Annotated in this window: 14 protein-coding genes and 2 pseudogenes; 12 read left to right on the forward strand and 4 right to left on the reverse strand. The window is 69.5% G+C overall.

Going from position 1 to position 19,808, the window contains the following annotated elements:
* The first annotated feature begins 1 nt into the window (after position 1).
* The 8 genes and pseudogenes from AB0D14_RS21540 to AB0D14_RS21575 all read left to right on the forward strand — a co-directional run.
* Entirely contained in the window at positions 2-1,516 is a 1,515-nt protein-coding gene (locus AB0D14_RS21540) for a hypothetical protein (RefSeq protein WP_362781320.1), read from the forward strand.
* Positions 1,513-3,141: a vWA domain-containing protein gene (locus AB0D14_RS21545; protein ID WP_362781322.1), complete on the forward strand. Its 1,629-nt coding sequence runs from the start codon at positions 1,513-1,515 to the stop codon at positions 3,139-3,141. Before AB0D14_RS21540 ends, AB0D14_RS21545 begins: the two co-directional genes overlap by 4 nt.
* Positions 3,138-4,160: a hypothetical protein gene (locus tag AB0D14_RS21550; protein ID WP_362781323.1), complete on the forward strand. Its 1,023-nt coding sequence runs from the start codon at positions 3,138-3,140 to the stop codon at positions 4,158-4,160. The genes AB0D14_RS21545 and AB0D14_RS21550 overlap by 4 nt, the downstream gene beginning before the upstream one ends.
* The gene (locus AB0D14_RS21555) at positions 4,157-5,227 is read left to right on the forward strand and encodes a hypothetical protein (protein WP_362781325.1); all 1,071 of its coding nucleotides are present in this window, start codon (positions 4,157-4,159) and stop codon (positions 5,225-5,227) included. Before AB0D14_RS21550 ends, AB0D14_RS21555 begins: the two co-directional genes overlap by 4 nt.
* A complete protein-coding gene (locus AB0D14_RS21560) occupies positions 5,227-8,703 on the forward strand; it encodes a hypothetical protein (RefSeq protein WP_362781327.1) in 3,477 nt (1,158 codons plus the stop codon). The genes AB0D14_RS21555 and AB0D14_RS21560 overlap by 1 nt, the downstream gene beginning before the upstream one ends.
* A 116-nt stretch (positions 8,704-8,819) precedes the next feature.
* Positions 8,820-9,256: pseudogene (locus AB0D14_RS21565) on the forward strand (integrase); the annotation flags it as partial.
* Positions 9,257-9,440: 184 nt separating this feature from the next.
* A complete protein-coding gene (locus AB0D14_RS21570) occupies positions 9,441-9,701 on the forward strand; it encodes a hypothetical protein (RefSeq protein WP_362781329.1) in 261 nt (86 codons plus the stop codon).
* Positions 9,702-9,773: 72 nt separating this feature from the next.
* Positions 9,774-10,247 (forward strand): annotated as a pseudogene (locus AB0D14_RS21575) (transposase); the annotation flags it as partial.
* Between the two features lie 528 nt (positions 10,248-10,775).
* On the opposite strand, the gene AB0D14_RS21580 reads toward AB0D14_RS21575, so the two are convergent.
* On the reverse strand, positions 10,776-10,994 hold the full coding sequence (locus AB0D14_RS21580; protein ID WP_362781330.1) for a hypothetical protein: 219 nt from the start codon (positions 10,992-10,994) through the stop codon (positions 10,776-10,778).
* Positions 10,995-11,059: 65 nt separating this feature from the next.
* Here AB0D14_RS21580 and AB0D14_RS21585 point away from each other — a divergent pair, with 65 nt between their 5' ends.
* The 3 genes from AB0D14_RS21585 (at position 11,060) to AB0D14_RS21595 (ending at position 14,271) form a co-directional block, all read left to right on the forward strand.
* Positions 11,060-11,656, forward strand: a complete 597-nt coding sequence (locus AB0D14_RS21585; RefSeq protein ID WP_362781332.1) for an SLATT domain-containing protein — start codon at positions 11,060-11,062, stop codon at positions 11,654-11,656.
* Positions 11,657-11,658: 2 nt separating this feature from the next.
* Positions 11,659-12,972, forward strand: coding sequence for a nucleotidyltransferase (locus AB0D14_RS21590; RefSeq protein ID WP_362781333.1), 1,314 nt, complete (start codon positions 11,659-11,661; stop codon positions 12,970-12,972).
* A 324-nt stretch (positions 12,973-13,296) separates the two neighbouring features.
* Complete coding sequence (locus AB0D14_RS21595; protein ID WP_362781334.1) at positions 13,297-14,271, forward strand: hypothetical protein; 975 nt, start codon at positions 13,297-13,299, stop codon at positions 14,269-14,271.
* 722 nt (positions 14,272-14,993) lie between these two features.
* Here the strand turns inward: AB0D14_RS21595 and AB0D14_RS21600 are convergent.
* The 3 genes from AB0D14_RS21600 to AB0D14_RS21610 all read right to left on the reverse strand — a co-directional run bounded on the left by AB0D14_RS21600 (position 14,994) and on the right by AB0D14_RS21610 (position 17,195).
* Positions 14,994-15,308 carry a hypothetical protein gene (locus AB0D14_RS21600; protein ID WP_362781336.1) on the reverse strand — a complete coding sequence of 105 codons (315 nt, stop codon included), beginning with the start codon at positions 15,306-15,308 and terminating at the stop codon, positions 14,994-14,996.
* Positions 15,309-15,512: 204 nt separating this feature from the next.
* Entirely contained in the window at positions 15,513-16,664 is a 1,152-nt protein-coding gene (locus tag AB0D14_RS21605; RefSeq protein WP_362781338.1) for a HEAT repeat domain-containing protein, read from the reverse strand.
* A 117-nt stretch (positions 16,665-16,781) separates the two neighbouring features.
* On the reverse strand, positions 16,782-17,195 hold the full coding sequence (locus AB0D14_RS21610; RefSeq protein WP_362781339.1) for an ANTAR domain-containing protein: 414 nt from the start codon (positions 17,193-17,195) through the stop codon (positions 16,782-16,784).
* A gap of 726 nt (positions 17,196-17,921) precedes the next feature.
* Between AB0D14_RS21610 and AB0D14_RS21615 the strand changes: the two genes are divergently transcribed.
* Entirely contained in the window at positions 17,922-19,808 is a 1,887-nt protein-coding gene (locus tag AB0D14_RS21615; RefSeq protein ID WP_362781341.1) for an AAA family ATPase, read from the forward strand.

Raw genomic sequence — 19,808 nt, forward strand, 5'->3', positions numbered from 1 at the left:
GATGGAGTCACCGCTGAGCGGAACCCCGGCCGACGAGGACACCTCCGAGACCTCGGAGGCCTCAAGCACCTCCGAGACCTCAAGCACCTCCGAGACCTCAAGCACCTCAAGCACCTCGGACCCCGAGGACACCGTGGAGACGCCCCTGCCGCCGGAACCGGCCCAGGAAGCCGACACGGACGGGGACGCACCCGAGTTCACGGCCGTCGCCGTCCCCGAGATCGCCGTGCGCTGGAACCAGGAACTGGCGCCGACCCTGCGGGACGGCATCGTCGAGCACGACAGCCTCGACCGTGCCGACCTCCTCGACGAACTGCCCTCGTTGTGGCCGACGGTGGACGCCGCCCTGGCCCGGGTCGGACCCGGCTGCCTGGTCACCGAGTCTGTACGGCACGACGTGTACGAGGGCTGGCAAGTGGCCGCGTTGCCGCGCTACGACCTCGACGGCGGCATCGAGCTGCGCGACCGGCGCGACGGAGCACCGCAGTCGCGGGACCGGCGCGCCCTCGTGCAGGCACTGGTGGACGCGGTCGCCGACCGGCCCTGCCTCGACCTGCGGGACGCCCTGAACCTGCTCGACGTGTTCGCGGGCACCTTCCCGCCCGGCCTGGACGCCCTCTGCCGCCGACTGCTCGGCCACGACCTGCGCCAGGGGCTGGCCGTCGGCATGGCGCCGCTGCACGAGGCCCTCGGACGCCGCGCGGCGGGCCACGTCTCGGCGACCTGCTACCAGGAGAGCGCGGTGGGCTCCCGCAAGGCCAAGGGCGACCCGGCCACCGACAACGAGGACGCGGCCGGCGCCCTGCGCGGCCCGTCCGGCACCGTGCGCTGTGCCGTCTTCGACGGCGTGACGGGAGACGGCGACGGCTCCGGCGCCAGGGCTTCCCGGGCCGCGCTGGAGCAGGCCACGCGCCGCTGGGCGAGGGAGGAGGACCTGTCGCCGCGGGAGCTGGTCGCCGAACTCGACGCGGCCGTCGGCCGTGCCACCGAGGGCAGCGCCACGGCCGTCCTGGCGACCGTGCGCCCGGACGGTGCGGCGTCGGTGGTGTCCGTCGGCGACTCGGAGGCCTGGCTCGTACGACCGCTGCGCACCCCGCCGCGCGACGAGCCGCACGGACCGGCCCGGGGCCGCGAACTGCCGTACGCCGCCTGGAAACTGACTCCGGCCCACACCGGCTACGCCGAGCTGCTGCGGGGCAGCCCGGACGCCGAGGGCGAGGAGTCCTCGCTGGTCAACTTCCTCGGCGGGGGCGGTGGCCTGGGCCGATGGGCCCACAGCATCGTCGAGTTGGCCCCGGGCGACCTCCTCCTGCTCGCCTCGGACGGGGCCACGGAATCGGAACGGGAGCGCTGGTTCGGAGCGGTGCTCGCCGAACTGGCCACGCAAGTCGACGCGTCGGGGCGCCCGCCCGCCCCCGCGCTCGCCGCCGCTCTCGTCCAGCGGGCGGAGGCTCTGGGCGGCTGGGACAACGCCACGGCACTGGTGTGTGCGATCGGAGAGGCGAAACACGTATGACCGAGGACATCAAGATCGCGGCCGACCGCCACGAGGCGCACATCGGCGAGGAGTTCGTGGTGTCGATAGCGCCGCCCGTGCTGCGCCGCACCTCGCGGGTCAGCGACGGCGTCGCCTACGTCCTCGCCGTGGACGACAGCTGGTCGATGGCGATCAGGGCCGACTCCAAGTCCGAGGAGTTCGCCGACGAGAGCGACCCGGACGACCTCAGCCGCAAGGACGTGGCACATTCCGGCGTCCGCGAACTGGCGGCCGCGCTGCCGCACGGCGCCCGTGTCGACGTGATCACCTTCGCGCAGAACTCCGGACTGCGCTTTTCCGGCACCGCGGGGGAGCTGCTGCGCAAGGGCAGCTGGGACGACAACCCCGAGAACGAGCGCGGCTGGACCAACATCGACGGCGCCCTCCACCGCGCGTACGAACGACTGGAACAGCATCGGGCGGGCTCCCGCCGGGTCGTGCTGCTCAGCGACGGGTTGCCCAACTTCGGCGAGACCGATCCGGGGCGACTGGCCGCGATCGCCCGAGATGCCGCCGACCGGGAACTGCACACCGACGTCATCGGAATCGGCGCGGGCGCCGACTACGAACTCCTGGCGGGGCTCACGACGACGGGGAGGGCCGATCACGTTGCCTCGCGGACCAACGCCGCCGACGAGATGAAGCAGATCGCGGCGCGCCTCGCGGCGCACGGCAGAGACGTGGTGGTGGGCAGCGGCGAACTGTCGCTGGAGATCAACCCGTACTTCCAGGTGCTGGGCGTCTACCAGATCGACCCGACCCGCCGCCGGCTCGACGGCGTCCTGGCCGACGGTGGCGGACGCCGCCCCAGCGAGGTCCGCCTCACCCTGGGGGCCATCGCCGAGGGATACGACGGACAGCCGCTCTACGCGCTGAAACTCCGGGCGCCCGGGCGGGTCAGCGCGGGATCGGTCCCCGTGCTCAAGGCGACCGGACGGATCGGATCGGGGTCCGAGGCGCGGGAGTTGACCCCGGGTAGGTTCGAACTGCGGACGGTGAACAACCCGTTGGCGCCGAACATCCGGCCCGAGTACGCGCGCGCGGTCGCGGCCGCCGATCTGGACCGGGAGATCAACGACCGTGCCGCCGCGGCCGGTTCGGACGGTGAGAGGCAGCGGATCTTCGAAGAGGGCGTGGAACGCGCCCGCCGCATCCAGGCCCCCGATCTCGCGACCGCCTACCAGCAGGCGAGCGGCGGTCTGCGGGAGGGTCTGCAGACGAAGGACGTGCTCAACGAGTCGCGTGCGACGTCCAGCCGCAGTTCCACCAGGAACAAGCGGGACTGGTTCCAGGACATCCCGGTGGAGATGCCTGACGAGATCCGGGCCCGCCGCCGGCGACGCAGCCTGGACGACGACGATGACGACGACGCGGGTGCGTGCGGGGGCGCGGCAGCCGACAGCCCGTACGCCGGGAGTTCCTACGGCGGCGCTTCGTACCGCGACGGCGTCTACCGTGACGGCGCCCACGGCGGCGGGTCCGGAGGTGACCCGTACGGCGATCCGTACGGCGGCGACTCGCACGGCGAGGCCTCCGGCGGATCGTACGGCGACGGTGCGGACGCGCCCACCCGGCCCCCGGCGCCCGGGCAGGGTCCGGCATGAGCGCTCCCGGCGTGATCATCGACGCCTCCAACGTCGCCGCGACCAGAAAGAGGCCCTGGCCGTTCTCGCGGGTCGTCGACGTACGGGAGGCATGGATGCGCCACAACCCCGGTACCACTGCCGTGGCCGTCCTCGACGCCAGCGTCCGGCCCGTCCTCGACGACCAGCACCTCGTCGAACTGGCCGAACACGAACACTGGCTGGAGGTCCACCAGGGCGACGCCGACGACCGGATCCTCGCGCTGGCCGACCAGTTCGACGCCGCCATCGTCTCCAGCGACAACTTCCGCTACGCGCGCCGCGAGTACGCCTGGCTCCAGGGCAACGGGTCGCGCGTGTGGAGCGTGCGCAGGATGCGCGGGCAGATCATGTTCAGCCCCCGCCAGCTCGGCGTGGCCAGCGACGAGGAGATAGAGCGCGACCGGCAGAAGAAGCTGACCAAGGCGGGCCTGCTGCGCCAGGACGCCGAGGAGCGGTTTCGCTGCTCCTCCGGGCCGGGCGGCTGTCTGCGCGGCGGCGAGGTGCTGCTGCCCCGGCAGGTCAACAAGGACGGCACCCGCTGGTACTGCCTCTCCTGCGGCTACGAGGCGGTCGAGATCATCGCCGAACCGCCCCTGCTCGACGACCTCGACGGCGGGCCCGTCCAGGTGACGGTCCAGCACGGCTACTCGGTCCGGCGCACGATCACCGTGCCGTCCGACGGCCTGACCCTGGGCCGGGCCACGCGCAGCCGCGCCGGCGTCACCGACGTCACCGAGGGTCTCGGCCGGGACCAGGCCGACGAGATATCCCGCACCCATGTGCGGATCTTTCTGGACGACGACGCGAAGCCACTGGTCGAGCACGTCCCGGACCAGGACCAGAACGCCTCGTTCCTCAACCCGGAGCTGGACTTCGCGGGTCGGCCCCAGTCCGGCCGGCTCGCCACCGCACTGCCGTACGCCTTGGAGGACGGCGACGAAGTGCACCTCGGGCCGGGCACGGTCCGACTGCGCATCGGTTTCGGGGGGGAGCAGTGAGCGGGTTCACACCGGGCTGGATCCAGGCCGAAACCGGCGACGAGCACGGCTCGCCGCGCAGGGCCTGGATCCCCGCCGACTTCGGGGCGGACGGCAGGTTCGTCACGCGCGACCTGCTCGCCACGGCGGGGCAGGGATACATCGTGCTCGCCGAGGACCGCTGGTCCGGCGGCGAGGTCGTGATCAAGGGCATGTGGTGGTCGGAGACGGCCCTGGACGACCCCCGCCTGGTCCAGAACGCCCTGTCCGTCCAGCAGGCCCAACGCCGGCAGGGGCTGAAGGCCGTCCGCCAGGCCACCCAGCTCACCCAGCAGTGCCCGGTCGTCATCAGCGTGGAGTCACAGCCCTCCCCGTCCCTGACGGCCGCCGGCCGGCATCCGGATCCGGTCCCGCCCGAGAGCTTCCTGGTGCAGCAGTTCATCGGCCAGCGGGGCGGCGCCTCGCGCAACCTGCAAAAGGACATCGAGGCCAGGGCCGAGGAACAGCGCCGGTTCACCGAGGACGAACTCCTGGATCTGGCCGAGCAGTTGTGCAACACCCTCGCCGCCCTGCACCGCGAACGGCACAGCGACAGGACCTCGTCCAAGGGCTGGATCCATGCCGACATTAAGCCGGAGAACATCCTCGTCCTCGGCCCGCCGGCCCGCTATGTGCTGATCGACTACGACGCCGCCGTACAGGTCGGCGACCACATCTCCACCACCACCCAGGCGTACGCGCCTCCCGGCCAGGAAGGCTCCGACGAGGCTGGCGAGCTGCGCGAGGCACACGTGCGGTTCGACATTTACATGCTCGGCGCCACCCTCGCGCACGCGGCCGCGCTGAAACGGCTCGATGCGCATCAGTACCGCCAGCTGTACGCGGAGGACCGCGAGGCGAGCGCCCAGGGCCGGAAATACCTCACCTCCCTCGGCTACGGACCGGTGCTCACCAACGCCCTGGCCACCTGTCTGTCGGCGCGCAAGTTCCGGCTGGCCACCGTCGACCGGGTCCGTATCGACCTCGCCCGCGCGCGCAGCGCCACCGTCCTGCAGTCCGCGCTCCGCACGCTGGGAGGCCGGTCCTGATGACCACCGCCAACGCCACGCACGGCAGGCTCCTCACCCGTATCCCCGGCCGTTCCGGGCGCTTCTGGGAGCCGCACACCGTGCAGCTGCGCCCCGGACACCTGCGCTCGGCGGCCGCCGCCGAGATCCGGGCCACCCGCATGGTCAAGGACGAGGACGAGGACGTCTACGGCGCCCTGCGCGTCTTCCCCAACCGCAGGCAACGCGGTCAGGCGGCCGCACTGCTCGCCGCCGGCAACCCCGTCACGCCCGCCCTCCTCGACCTGGTCGACCACCCCGGTCTGCCGCCCGCGCTGATCACGGCCTGGGCCCCCGGCGCCTCCTCCGTGCCGCTGCGCGCCCTGCGCGAACGCGACGACCTCGACGCCATGCTGACCGCCGGGCACCGCTGGACACCGGCTGAGGCGCTACGGACCCTGGTTCCGCTCGGGCGCGCTCTGGACGACATGGCGCGCGCCGGATTCGTCCCGATCGAGCTGTCGCCCGACCACCTCGTGGTGAACTCCGGCTCGATGATGATGGCGGGCATCGGCCGGCACGGCTACATCCCCTCGGAGGGCCGGATGCCCGGTGCCCAGGGGATGTCGCTGCCGACCGCGCTACTGCTCGGCAGCGACCTGCCGACCGCGGGCACCGGGAAGGAGGCGTTCGCCCGGTGGCGGGAGGTCCAGGTCCGCGCGCTGACGCGGCTCGCGGGCTGGATGGCCTGCGGACTGCCGCCCGGCGCCTGGGGTTCGGTGGACGGCCCGGCCGACCTCGGCGCCTATCTGCGGGCGGCCGGCTTCCGCCGCGTCCCGGCGCTGCGGCCCGGTCGGCTCGCCGACACCCTCGCCCGGGAGGCCCACGAGGAGGAACAGGCCCACGCCGAAGCCGACATCAGCGAGGCGCGGGCCCTGCTCGTCTACGACGACGTGGCGCAGTACAGCGGCGGCTCCCGCCGGGAGATCAACCCCGAGGCGCTGCGTCTGGCCCTGCTGCACGACCACGGCCCGAAGGTGATCGCCCTGGCCGCCTTCGACGACCGACGGCTCAACACACGCGTCGCGACGCTGCTATCCGGCGCGGGCTGGGTGCTGGTGCGGCCGGACGAGCTGATGAACCGGGTCTGCCTGGTGGCGTCGGCCGCGGCGCACGCCCGCGTGGTGATCGCCGGCCGGATCGGCGCCGCCGACCTGCGCCGTGTCCAGCGGGAGAGCGCCCGGAGCGTCGAGCAGGTCGACCCCGAGGACCTCTCGCTGACCGCGTCGAAGATCGCCGGCATGCGCGCCGACCAGCTGCCGTACCTCACGGACCCGGCCCTGGAGCAGTACACAGAGGAACTCCTCCAGGACCCGAGTGTTCCGGTCGCACGCCGGCGCAGCACCGGCCAGGCGATCCGCCGGCGTACCTTCGCCGCGGGCTGGACCCTCAAACTCGGCGGCGCCGACCGCATGCGCCCGCGTGAGCGCGGCATGCTGCTGGACCGGATGGCCGACTGCTTCGGCACCAACACCGAGCTACTGGTGGCGGTCCGGGCCCGGCAGAACGCGCCCGGCCTGCGCAAACGCAACCGCCAGCTCGACGACGCCGGAATGCGTCGACTGGTGACGGCCCTGTCGGGCGTGCCCCGGTCCGGGTTCCGGGACTGCCTGATGTCGGCGCTGCTCGGTCCCGCAGAGGAGGACCTGTACGGGGAGGCCGCGCGCCGTCTGCTGCCCGTGGCGGGCCGGCTCGCCGACGTCTTCGACGCTCGCCGACCGGTCGGTCCTGACGCGCTGCCGATGGACGACGCGCTGCGGCAGCGCCCCGGCATCCGCCGCGTCGGCCTGTACGGGCGGCTGTGCACGGCCGTACCCGAGGTGGAGCCGGAGCGGATGGCGGCCGCTGTCACCCAGATGGACGACACTCTGGTCTCGCTGCTCTCCCAGATCCCCGCCCCGAGCCTCCAGTTCCTCGCCGGCCGTCTGGAGGACCCGAAACTCCTCGACCTGCTGAGGCCCCACCTCCAGGGCGACGACCTGGACCTCCTGGCCCGGTACACCCCGCAGATGTGGCGGCGACTCCTCGAAGGGCTGCGCCAGCCACAGCACTTGGGCGTGCTCGGTCTGGGCTGGGTGCAGGTCGTGGAGCAAGACGTCACCGGGGCGGTGGACGCCCGCGTGCTGTCGCAGATCGCAGCCGACGCGGATGTCTCCGGGCACGACACGGTGCGCGCCCTGCTCGGCACGGCTCCCGCCGACTGGCCGGTCGTCTGTACCCACCCGGCCCTCGCCGCCCGCTGGCTGGCCGAACAGGGCGCCCTGGACATCGCCGAGATCGTCGCGAGCTTCCCCGACACCCGGGCGGCCCTCGCGGAGTACGGCACCGAAGGCTTGCGGCACGCCCTGGAACTCGGGCTGGACCAGCTGTCCATGAGCCGGATCAAGGGGTACGCCGACGGGATCGGCCGTACGGCGGACGAGGTCCTCACCGCCTTCCAGGAACGCGGCTTCGAACGCGCCGAGCAGACCGAGCCGCTGGACACGGCGGCCGCGGTCGCCTGGTCGCGCTGGCAGCTGGGGCGCGGTGAGGAACTGGACTGGGTCCTCGGCAACGTCATCTCCCGCCCCGGCAAGATCCGTACCTGGGCCGTGTACGGGCCCCGGCTGGAGCAGCGGGTCGCCGCCGCCGTCATGGGCCCGGGAGCGGTTCCGGAGACGGCCGACGCACTGGCCGCCGACCCGGTCCTGCTGCCCCTGCTGGCCACCCTGAGCAGCCCCGACCAGCGCACCGCCCTGCTGCGGCTCTACGCCGCCGAGCGCGAGGCCACCCTCGATCCCCGCGCGCGCCGCGAACTGCCGCTGATCCTGTCCGCCGCCGACCCCGCACAGGCGCTGCGCACCCTGCTGCGCGACGGACTGGGCGTGGTGGCGCAGCAGTTCGCCGAGCGGCACCGCCTCAGCCCCGAACAGCGCCGCATGCTCGCCGAACTGGCACCGCTCACCAGCGAGCTGGCGGCCCGCTCCCTGGAGTCCGTGCTGCAGGTCGGTGCCCGGTTCGGCCCGCGGGTCGCGGTCACCGCGGCCGTCGTCGAGCAGCGCCTGCCGGGCAGCGCCGAGGAGGTGTCGGTCTGGGGCCCACGCTGGCTGCCCCTGCTCGCCGGCGGTTCCGGACCGCGCGTACTGCGGCTGCTGGTGGAGCAGCGCGCGAAGCACGGGGCCCGCGCCGGAGTGCTCACCCCCTGGCTGCTGGCGGCGGGGGAGGACGGGCTCGCGCTGGTCGAGCGGTTCGGTTCCGACGCGCTGGACCTGGTCCTCGCCACCGAGGCGGCGCCGGCCGAGGCCCGCCTACTGGGCGAGCTGCTGATGCTGCCCGGCTTCGGACCCACCCTCTACGGCCTGGTCACCGGCTACGGCCTGCCACCGGAAACCTGGTCGCGCACGGCCCGCATGCTGGCCGGCGGTGAACAGCCGGAGCGGGTCCTGCTCAGACTGTGGAGCAGCGCGCCCGCCCGATGACGTTGCCCTTGCCGAATACCTCTTCCACGCAGGTGGGATGGGGTTTGGGTGTTGGCCGAGGCCGATCGAGTCGCCGGTATCGCGCGGCACCGGTTGGCGCGGCATCATGATCGGTCGTGCTGCTGAGACTGGCGTACCTGGGTGTGCCGAACGCGTTCGCGATGCTGCGACTGCTGGCGATGAGCGACCGGGCGAAAGATGTCGAGATCCTCGCTCTGTGCCACCAGATCGGCGTTCTGGAACGGCAGCTGAACGGGCAGCAGGTCCGGTTCCACGCGAGCGACCGGGCGTTTTTGGCGTCGCTCCTCCATGGCCTGCCACGGGAAGTGCTGCGCCGGATGCGGCTGCTGGTGCGGCCGGACACGGTACTGCGCTGGCACCGCAACGTCATCGCCCGCCGACACGCTTCCCCGTCCCGGCCGAAGCGCGGAGGCCTGCCCCGCCCGTGCACTCGATCCGGGCGCTGGTGCTGCGCCTGGCCAGGGAAAATCCAAGTTGGGGCTATCGGCGCCTGCACGGTGAGCTGCTCGTACTCGGGGTAAAGGTGGCAGCACGGTGGAAGGGCACCCTGCTCGTTCTCCTTGACGGCCTGATCGTCCTGGCTCTGGCGTGTTCTTGTTCACGGCGTGGATCTTCGACACGCTCTGGTACTTGCTCTTCGGCTTCCTCCTGGTTCCGTACCGCCCATCAGGCGGAGCGACCGTAACCGAAGGCGTGACGCTCTCCAGCACCGTGAAGTGCTGGATGCGGCCATCGCTGCTCAGGTGGCAGCAACTCACCGTGCCGCTGTCGACGAACGCACCGCCCACCCGGACCTTGAAGTCGTCCGGCTGACGAACGAGATCCGCAACACCGCCGACCTGATGGCAGCGTTCGGGGAGCAGGAAGGTTATCTGCCCTACCAGCACCTCAGCTCCTATTTCCACACCACACGAGAGACGGCGCAGCTGTATCTCCATCCCACACGGGTCGGCGTGAACAGCCCCGACAGGCCGTGACGCCTGCCGAACGACACTTCGCCACGGCCGACGACGTACTCAAATTCGTCGCGGTAGGAGACGAAACACCACGTTGAATCCTTACGGCTTCACCTGCTGCGGAACTCCTTCCGCTATGCCGCCCGCCAGGACTGGGACAAGATTGCCAAGGTGCTCAAGCCCGTCTACACGGCGCCCAGTGAGGACGCGGCCATGGAGCGGTTCCTGGAGTTCCAGGAGGCGTGGGGGAAGAAGTATCCGGCGATAGTGAAGCTGTGGTCGGACGCCTGGGCCGAGTTCGTGCCCTTCCTTTCCTTCGACGTCGAGATCCGCAAGGTCATCTGCAGCACGAACGCGATCGAGAGCGTCAACGCCCGCATCCGCCGAGCTGTTCGCGCCCGCGGACACTTCCCCAACGAGGCCGCCGCCCTCAAGTGCATCTACATGGCGCTGATGAGCCTGGATCCGACAGGGAAGGGCCGCAAGCGGTGGACCATGCGCTGGAAAGCACCACTCAACGCGTTCCAGATCGCTTTCGAAGGACGCCTGACCCCGAGCAACAACTGACCACTCAACAATCAAGATCAGCCGTTAAATTGACACACCCTGGCCTGACGCCTCCGGGGTAGGGAATGACCTCGTCATGCCTTTCCATGCCTTTTCCGCGTTCGGAGTGCTGAGCCTCGGTCCTCCTGGGCTCAATAGGGTCATGCAGTGAAGTACAAGCAGGTACTCCTTCTCCCGCGGTGTCTTCTCGTACCTGACGCAGGAGGCATGAGGCAGGGCCGTTTCAAAGTCCTGTTTGCGGGTGATCGCGAAGGTCAGACGATGCCGCGTAGGTCGAGCGGCCGGTTGAAGGGGTCGTGGCCGCCGAGGTCCGGGCTCTGGGCCTGAGCTGGGAGTGCTTCATGTCGAGCTGCGGCTGACGGCGAGCGGTCCCGCGTGATCGAGGTCAACGGCCGGCCGCTGGCGACTCGCGGGCCGTACCGTTGCACGACGCAGGGGGCTCCGGGACGGTCGCCGCCTACGGAATCACCACCGCGCACGCGGCACAGGCGTCGGCGAGCTGCTAGGTCTGGCCCCAGTCTGCCCGGATCAGTACCAGTTGCTCTGACCTTCGCTCTCGCCCGGGCCGGGATCCAGGAGCTTCGCGGGGCCGCCGCGGAGAAGGAGGGCGAGCGGCTCCGCGGCATCGTGTCCACTGGTCTCCGCTACCTGCGCGAAGCAGGAGAGAGCCGCAGGGCGGGGCCGGATCGAGCGCGGCCTGAACGGGAGGTAGCTCAAGTCGGTCGGAGTGTCAGTGGTCGCCGCCATACTCAGAAGATGTGCAACTGACGTTCAGGCGCATGTCCAGGAGTCCTCGACCGAGTAGGAACGAATTGACACCCGAGAGCGACGCGGTGCCTGACCGCGACCCGTACCTTCTGGCGCAGCTGCGAGAGGCCTTCGGGCGCGTGGTCTACAGCCACAAGACCCATGAGAAGCAGGCGGACATCTGCTTCACCAAGCACCGGTGGCAGCAGGGCGTCCTCATTGCTCTCACCGCGATCAGCTCGGGCACCTTCCTTGCTGCGGTGGTCGGCCTGCTCGGCAACGCAGTGCTGACGAGTCTTGCGACCTCTTCTATCGCGCTCCTGGTCAGCTGGATGAGCCTTGGGACGCAGACCTTCAAGTTCGAGGAGGAGTCCGAGGCCCACCGCGGCATCGCCTCTCGGCTATGGGACGTTCGGGAGTCCTACATCTCCCTCATCGCCGACCTGATGTCCGGCACCGTCTCCAACGCGGAGGGCCGAGAGCGGCGAGACGAGCTGCAGCAGGCCGCGCGCGACGCCTACGCCGACGCGCCCAGGACGAGCAGCAGGGCGTTCGCGCGCGCCCAGGGCAGGCTGCAGAACAACGAGGAGATGACGTTCACCTCGCGCGAGATTGACCTCTTCCTCCCGGAGGCGCTCCGGCTCGGCGAAGGCGAGGCATGACGATGAAGACCTCAGAGATCTTCGAAACACTGCTCAAGAACCTGAAGGTCGGGGAAACGGCCACGACGGTCGCCTCACGGCGGGACGAGATCACGAAGGCGCTCAACAAGGACTTCCGCGACAAGGACGGCTGCACCGACTACAAGCTGATGGTCGGATCGTTCGGCCGACACACCGCGATCAAGGGCGTGTCCGACCTCGACATGATCTTCATCCTCCCGCCCGGGATCCGGTCAAGCTACGAGGGGGACACCGGCCCGCGGAGAATTCTCGAGAGGGTCCGGGACGACCTCAAGGCGCGGTACAAGAACACGGATATCCGCGTCGACCAGTGTGTCGTCCGAGTGCGGTTCACGTCCAACGCCTTCAAGTTCGAGGTCCAGCCGGCATTCGAGAACGCCGATGGCAGCTTCGACTACCCGGACACGAAGGCTGAGGGCTGGAAGGTCACCAAGCCGCGCGAGGAGATCGCTGCGACCAAGGAGTGCAACGACCGCACCTCGACGAACATGCGCCACCTCGCCCGGATGGCCCGGGCATGGAAGAACGCGAACGGCGTAAACATGGGCGGCCTGCTCATCGACACCCTCGTCTACAACTTCTTCGACCAGACCGACGACTACGACGCAGCGGGCACAGGCTCGTTCGACCTCATGGCCTGCGACTTCTTTGAATTCCTCAAGGATCAGTCAGAGCAGGAGTACTACCTGGCGCTGGGCAGCCGGCAGCGGGTCCACGTCAAGGCGCAGTTCCAGCCGAAGGCGAAGAAGGCGTACAACCGATGCCTCGAGGCGATCGAGGACGAAGGCAAGACGTCCGCCAGCAAGAAGTGGCGCGAGGTCTTCGGCACGTCGGTGCCGCTGGCGAAGAGCGCGAGCGAGTCGTCCCGGTCGTTCAGGGACACCGAGGAGTTCATCGAGGATGAGTTCCCGGTCGACGTGTCCGAGACTGTGTCCATCGACTGCGAGGTCACGCAGGCCGGATGGCGTCCAACCTGGCTCCGCGCGATGCGTCGCGGCGGGATCCTGCTCAGGGCCGACAAGGGCTTGAGGTTCGTGGTCACCAGTTGCTCGGTCGGGGAGCCCTACACGCTGAAGTGGAAGGTGCTCAATCGTGGTGCGGAAGCCGAGCGGCGGGACGCGATCCGCGGCCAGATCGTCGACTCGAGCAAGCGGGGAGTCCGCGTCGAGCACTCGGACTTCAAGGGCGAGCACGTCGTCGAGTGCTACGTCGTCAAGGACGGGGTCGTCGTCGCTCGGGACCGGATCGACGTGCCGATCGGCAACACGAGCGTCAAGACGGCGAACGCCTTGTAGGGAATCGATCCTCGGTGCGCGACGAGGCCCCGACGAATCTGCCGGGGTCTCGTCGCATCGGACGCATCCGCCCGTAGGGTTGAAGCACGAGCAGTTCTCTCGCTGCCATGTCTGAGTCCCTGCTCAACGCCGAGATGGCCTTCGCGGGAGCGGTACGCTGCCCGCCGCCCGGCTGAGCTGCGTTCCGAGGATCCCAGCAGGTCCGCGGAGTAGATCGTCGACCTGCTCTGCGACGAAGCAGATGCCGCGGAAGCGGAGTTCCGGCGGCTTCGAGACCCTCGTCTGAGGCTGGTTCTCCGTCGGACGCTTCCGGAGAATGGTGCCGTGGAACGGCAAATCGACTTCTGGCGCGAGCGGCAGATGCTCTGTGGGCGCTGCGATCATCGGTGGCGCGTCGATCTGGACTGGATCGATCGGTGGGAGCAGGCGACGGAAACCTGCCCCGGCTGCGGCATGACCTGCGAGCACGAGGACTCGCCTCGGGTGACGGTCGACTCCGGCGACCCGGCACTCGACGACGACAGGGTCGCGCAGTTCTCCTGGTACCACACGAGCACGCAGCCGGACTGGCCGACGCGGGACTTCGACCCGGCAGCCGTCTTGGCTCCCGAGGCCCGCAGGAGGATGGGCGGAGAGCAGCGGGTTTCCGCGTGGGCCGCGCGGCAGCGGGCGAAGGCACTCCACGTCGGCACGCACGAGGCCGCTGTCCACAACATGCTGCGTCGGATCCGCGACCAGTCCGACCAGCGCAGCCAGTTCTATCTGTATCGGGTCCGTCTGAAGCCATCCGTCGTGGTGCGGGAGGGGTGGCTCGTCGACCCCAGCAACTTCGTCGGCGACGTCGGGCTCGACGAGGTCTGCCCGCCAGGCGTCGACGTCGCCCGCTACCTGAACTACCACGAGGATTCGGGAGGGCTCTCGCTCGCGCTGGGGAGGGACGCGATCGCCAGCGTTCAGCGGATCGCTGTTCCGCTCCCCGACACCTGGGATGGCGGCTGGGTGCGCGATGCCGTCGCGGCTCTCGAGGGCGTGAGCGGCACCGCCGTCCCGGCGGCCGGCAAGTTGGCCCGCTTCACGCGGCCGCCATCGTCGCGAGCCGACCTGGGCCGAGAGGTCGGTGCGTCCCTGGCTGGCAAACTGCCGGTCAACCTCCAGGACCAGTTCGCGTCGGCCGCGGCGTTCGTGGAGGGAGAGGATTCTGCGCAGTGGGCGCGACGGACCAGCGGCCTGTTCAATCTGATCGACGATCCGACTCGCGTGCTGGCTGCGCTCGACCAGCACGATCCCCGGGAGGTCTGAGAACGGCCTGTCCGCTGGTGAAGACTGATCGTCTCGCACAAGCTCCCGTCAGGCTTCGGCCTGGCGGGGCGCTTGCTGTTTCATGCTGATCGAGTAGTGGCCGGTACGTGCCCCGCCGACGCTGATCCGCCCTTTGCCCTGAGCTGCCTGGGGCAGGGGCTCACCGTCACACGAGGGGCTATAAGTTGACTGACTGCCACGGAGCGTTTGATGGCGTCGCAGGAAGCCTGCGAGATCGTGAAGAGTCCACACCTAGGCGCTCATGGCTGGTCCTGAAGGGAGTCTCGCTCTACGAGGTCCAGCATCTCCTCGGTCACGAGAGCTTCCAGACTCCCCAGCGCGTTACACCTGCAGCCGGACGCCCACGAGGCGGTGCTCGGAGCCTGGGAGCGTCTGGACGAGCCGCTGACCATTGCCGCATGAACGTTCTTTGCCCTGTCCATCAGGACAGGGCAAATGTGTTTGTGGAGACGTCGGTCAGGGGAGTCGGTCGGTCGGCTCGTCTTTCTTTGGCGGGGACAAGGGTGACTGAGCACTGGATGTCTGGTGGGGTGCGGTGGCTTGGTGACCGTAGAGTCGGTAAACCATTTCGTCGGGACAACGGTCCAGGCGGGCCTGGCGCCAGGCAACGTCGTAGGACAGGGGTGTTGCGCTGCGCCGTTGAATGAACATGGCTCGGAGGCTGGTCAGAGGGGCTAGCAGCATCCGCCACAGGGCGGCCTTCATGCGTGCGCCCTTCGGGGTGTGCCGTCAGACCCGGACATGTCCACTGCTGCGATGCCGCTGGGGAGACTGCCGCCGTTGAGAGCCTTGAGTGAGTCGAGCAGCACGATCATGGCCTGCTGTCGCTTCTCGATGTCCGAGAACCCCTGGCCGACCTTCTCCCATTGCTCCAGGAGCGGGAACCACCAGCTGTCGCAGGAGTAGATCAGACGAGCAAGGCGCTGGAGTTCGACAACGTGTTCGTCACCCAGGGCGCCGGGGGCGTGGTGTTCGATTCCGTGGTCAGCCCACGAGGTGGTGCCGAGCTCCCGCATCAGGCCGGATCCTTGGAGGATCCGGGTCCTTTTCAGTAGCGGGGGAAGGAGGACGGGGTCTGGTGGCCCACCCGTCTCCTCAGGCCTGGCTGCGCATGTGGAAACCAGGAACGGTTTTCGCAGTGTTCTGAGAACACGCCTTGGTCTCCTCGTGCCACGTGGCCCTGGGTTCAGGATGACCGTCAGTCGAGACGAGCGTCGAGCTCAGGTCGATGCGGTGCGCGCGCGAATGCGGTGCGCGGTCCGCAGCCCCTGTTTGGCGGCGGTTGCCACGAGGCCGCCGAGGGTGGTTCTGGCGAGGTCGTGGGCGGCGAGGCGTTCCAGCGCCGGCAGGGCCCGGTCGTCGGCGGTGGAGCCGAGAGCGCGGCAGGCCAGTGCTCGGAGGTCCGGGTCCGGATCGGCGGTGAGGGCGATCAGGTCGTCCACCACCGGCGGGCCGAAGGCAGCGATCGCTGAGGCGAGATAGCTGGCCTTCGGGTTCCGGCGTTCCATCATGGCCTGCCAGAGCCCAGCGAGTGCCCGGTCGCCGCCGATCTGGCCGAGCGCCAGGGCGGCCCTGCTGCGAACCCAGTCGGTCTCGTCGTTCAGCCGGGCTGTCAGGGCAGGCACAGCGGCCGGTTCATCGAGGAGGCCGAGCGCCTCGCAGGCGCCCTCGCGGACCATCGGATCGGGATGCTCCAGCAGGCCGGTGATCAGCGGGACGGCCCGGTGGAAGCCGAGTTCGGCACAGGCGAGCGCCGACCACCGCACCCCGCTGTGCCCGGTGTCGGCGAGCGCGCGCAGGAGACCCGGTTCGACGCTCGCGTCGCCGAACAGGGCGATCCGGTTGAGCGCCTTGGTCCAGACGGTGACATCCTGCGTCCGGTGGTCGGAGACGACCTGGGACAGGGCCGCCCGGGCCTGCGGATGGCCGAGCTCGGCCCACTCCAGCAGGGCGTCGATCGCCCGCAGCCGGATCGTGCGGGGCCTGCTCAACTCGGCGGCGTGGACGGTGACGAGGGAAGTCGGCCCTTCCGGCGGGGGGCCGAGTGCGTCCCCGAGCGGGTGGGCGAGCGGTGGTTCGAGCTCGCCCACCCGCAGGGCCAGTGGGCCGATTCGGGTACCGACATCCGCGTCGTAGAGGCCGTCGCCCCGCAGGTTCGCGGCCAGCTTGGCGACCGTACGGAACAGGAGCCATGCCGGGTCCGATGGGGAATCAGCGAGGGCGTCGAGTCGGCCGGATATCGCCGCGGTGACGGCGGTCGGCGGGCGGCCGGTGGCCTCCAGTACCGCCACCGCCCAGGCGAGTGGCTCGCACTGACGCTCGTAGAGCTGGCGACCCCACAGGCGGAGGACGGCGTCACGGTGGTCGGTCATTTCAGGATCGTTCCAGCAGGGAACACCGACAGCCAACGGATTTGCCCGTGCATCCCTGCAAACTGCGTGGGCGCCCGCCTGCAGCGTCACCTGCCTGTTTCCGGGCGCCCGCCCGTTTCATCCCCGTCGCCGGGCGGCTAGCACGGGTGCCAGATGCTGCTGCAGCCTTTCAGGCAGCGGTTCCTGACGGGCCGTCGCGGCCACCAGCGCTTCGGCCACCTCATGCAGTTTGGTGTTGCTGTGCTGCGAGACCGTCACCAACATCTCCCAGGCGTCGTCGGGGCTGCAGGAGTAGGCCGTCATCAGGATGCCGCGCGCCATGTCGATGGTGGGGCGGCTCTTCATCGCTTTTCTGAGCTGCTGGGCTTCCCTGCGCCACCACTCCGCATCCGCGGCGTCCTCGGCCGGGACAGCGGGGTCGGCGTCATCGTCGGGGCGTGAGCGGTGGAAGCCGTGGCAGGCGCTGGCATTGACCGCAGCGCCTGCTCCGGAGCGCCCCCGCGGGGGACCGGCGCGTCGGGAGGGTCGCATAGTCCACGCCTGCCCTTCCCCTCGAGCGCGCACACGCGTTGCGAACGGCCGGCCTCAGCTCGGGGCCGGAGTTGCGCCGCTTCAGTGACGCGGAGCGCTCTGCTTGACCGCGATGGTCCTGCGGAACGCGCGGTCGTGATGGCGCGAGATGACGGGTCCTGCGTCGTCAGTCGATGAGGATGTCCAGCAGGAGGCCGAGGATGCCGCCGAGGTTCTCGGACGGGTCCCGGTCTTCGGACGGCTGTGATTGGCCGTTCTGGCAGAACCGCCCCATCGGTGAGGGAGCGTCATGCGCGATGAGCAGTCGGTGGCCGGAGCGGATGCGGCCTGAGCGCCGGGAACGGCCGCGAATACGGCTCCGGTCCCGCAGAGCATGGTGAGTGAAGCGCGCGCGAGCATGCGCATGGGCTTCCCATTTTTTTGTTGCGGAGTAGAGATACCGGCGGCATCTGGCCTGGTGATCTTCGTCGATGTGGCGGGCCTGAGGGCACTGGCCGCGCCGGGGTATCCGCTTGGCGTCACCTGTCCGCGCTCAAGCCGAGCATCTCCTGCTGTCTGGAGTTGGCGGCCTGACGTGTCCATTTCCAGCCATGGGGAGGGATTCGTCTAACGAGGCACCAGTGTCGCGATGAATCGTATGATGCGTCAGAACCGCATGCAGGTGGGGCACTTGAGGCGGTTGCAACCGCCTGTGTCGTCGAGGGCGCGGGCCTCATCGCTCGGGGGATGTCGGTGTACCTTGCCTGTCTGTATGCGGAAAACTTCCGGATCTTCGGCGCGGCGCCGCAGAAGGAAGGCGACAAGGACGCCAGCCTGAGCCTGGACTTCGGTCCCGCCACGAATGTCCTCGTCGGCGAGAACGACAGCGGCAAGACGGCCATCATCGACGCGATCCGCCTGTGCCTGCTGACGACCGCCGCTGACTTCTACCGCATCACACGCGACGACTTGCACGTCGGACCCGGCGGCCGCGCGGGCACTTTCAAGATCACCTGCGGATTCAAGGACCTCACAACGGAAGAACAGGCCGTCTTCCTTGAGTTGCTCACCACGGACGCTGACGGCAACGTCGCCCTCTACGTCACCGTCAAGGCGGAGTTGATGGACCCGCTGCGTCCCCACCGCGTCGCGATGACCACCCGCACAGGCCGTGATGGGCAGGGGCCCGCTCTGGACGGTGCCGCACGTGAACTGCTGAAGGCCACCTACCTGCGGCCCCTGCGGGATGCCGAGGCCGAACTGCGCTCCGGCCGCGGATCACGGCTGTCACAAATCCTGGCCGGCTACCCCGCCATGCGTGCCCAGGGTGAGGACGACTTCGACGAGGAGGACGACAGCGCCTCCACCCTCGTGGGCATCCTGCGCCGCGCGGAGCGGCACATCAGCGACAACGAGGCCATCAGGACGGCCCGGGACGACATCAACACCGGTTACCTGCAGAAGTTCTCCATCGGCTCCGACGTCCTGCGCGGTGAGATCGGCGTCGCGGGTGATGCCACGCTCGCCCGCGCGCTGGAGCGGCTGGAGCTCACGCTGTTCGCTGGCACGGGGGAGTGGACCAGACACGGTCTGGGTTACAACAACGCCCTGTTCATGGCGGCCGAACTGCTCCTACTCGGCAACAGCGTCATCGCGCCCCTGCTGCTGATCGAGGAACCCGAAGCTCACCTCCACCCGCAGCTCCAGACCCGCATCATGGACCTCCTGCGGGATCGCGCCGAGACAGCGAACACAGCGGAGACGCCGCCGGTCCAGGTCATCCTCACTACCCACAGCCCGAACCTGGCCTCGGCCATCCCGGTCGAACACCTCACCCTCGTCGCCCGCGGATCCACCTTCCGCCTGGCACCGGGACTAACCAGGCTCGATGAGGGCGACTACGCCTTCCTCACCCGCTTCCTCGACGTGACCAAGGCCAACCTGTTCTTCGCCCGCAGCGTCGCCATCGTCGAGGGCGACGCCGAAGCCATCGTTTTGCCCGCCCTCGCCCAGGCGGTCGGCCGGTCGTTCAGCGAATGCGGTGTCAGCGTCGTCAACGTCGGTGGCGTCGGTCTCTTCCGCTACAGCCGGATCTTCCAGCGGGAGGGCGAGCAGATACCGGTCGCGGTGGCCTGCATCCGGGACCGTGACCTGGTTCCCTCCGGTACTTCGGAGGAGATGCGCAAGAAGCTGAAGTGCTCGGCGGAGATGACCAAGCAGGAGATCGACGACCACGTCGCAGGGTTGAAAGAGGAGGACAGCGGCCACGTACGCACCTTCGTCTCCGACCACTGGACGTTGGAGTACGACCTGGCCGCCGGCTCCTGGACCATGGCGACCCTGATGCACCAGGCCGTCCGCGCTGCTGTCGCCTCCAAGACCACCTGGCCCACCGCGGACAGACTCGCCGACCTGGACCGACTGGCGCAGGAGGAGGTCAAGAAGTGGCGAGAGAGCAACGTTCCCCTGCAAAAGGCGGCCTTGGACATTTATGAGCCGCTGCGCATGGGTCGGGGCAGTAAGCCGATCGCCGCCCATCACGCGGCCCGGCTGCTGCAGAGTACGCCCGTGACCGATGAAGACCTGCCGCCCTACCTCGTGGCCGCCTTCACGTACCTGTGCAGCGAGGTCTGA

This window comes from Streptomyces sp. NPDC048484, assembly GCF_040651415.1.
GTDB lineage: Bacteria > Actinomycetota > Actinomycetes > Streptomycetales > Streptomycetaceae > Streptomyces.

Bases quoted from the DNA above. Each gene is read 5' to 3' on its own strand.
- AB0D14_RS21560 (WP_362781327.1), top strand. From the start codon at position 5,227: ATGACCACCGCCAACGCCACGCACGGCAGGCTCCTCACCCGTATCCCC.
- AB0D14_RS21545 (WP_362781322.1), top strand. From the start codon at position 1,513: ATGACCGAGGACATCAAGATCGCGGCCGACCGCCACGAGGCGCACATC.
- AB0D14_RS21580 (WP_362781330.1), bottom strand. From the start codon at position 10,994: ATGGCGGCGACCACTGACACTCCGACCGACTTGAGCTACCTCCCGTTC.
- AB0D14_RS21605 (WP_362781338.1), bottom strand. From the start codon at position 16,664: ATGACCGACCACCGTGACGCCGTCCTCCGCCTGTGGGGTCGCCAGCTC.
- AB0D14_RS21610 (WP_362781339.1), bottom strand. From the start codon at position 17,195: ATGCGACCCTCCCGACGCGCCGGTCCCCCGCGGGGGCGCTCCGGAGCA.
- AB0D14_RS21550 (WP_362781323.1), top strand. From the start codon at position 3,138: ATGAGCGCTCCCGGCGTGATCATCGACGCCTCCAACGTCGCCGCGACC.
- AB0D14_RS21600 (WP_362781336.1), bottom strand. From the start codon at position 15,308: ATGCGGGAGCTCGGCACCACCTCGTGGGCTGACCACGGAATCGAACAC.
- AB0D14_RS21615 (WP_362781341.1), top strand. From the start codon at position 17,922: ATGTCGGTGTACCTTGCCTGTCTGTATGCGGAAAACTTCCGGATCTTC.
- AB0D14_RS21590 (WP_362781333.1), top strand. From the start codon at position 11,659: ATGAAGACCTCAGAGATCTTCGAAACACTGCTCAAGAACCTGAAGGTC.
- AB0D14_RS21540 (WP_362781320.1), top strand. From the start codon at position 2: ATGGAGTCACCGCTGAGCGGAACCCCGGCCGACGAGGACACCTCCGAG.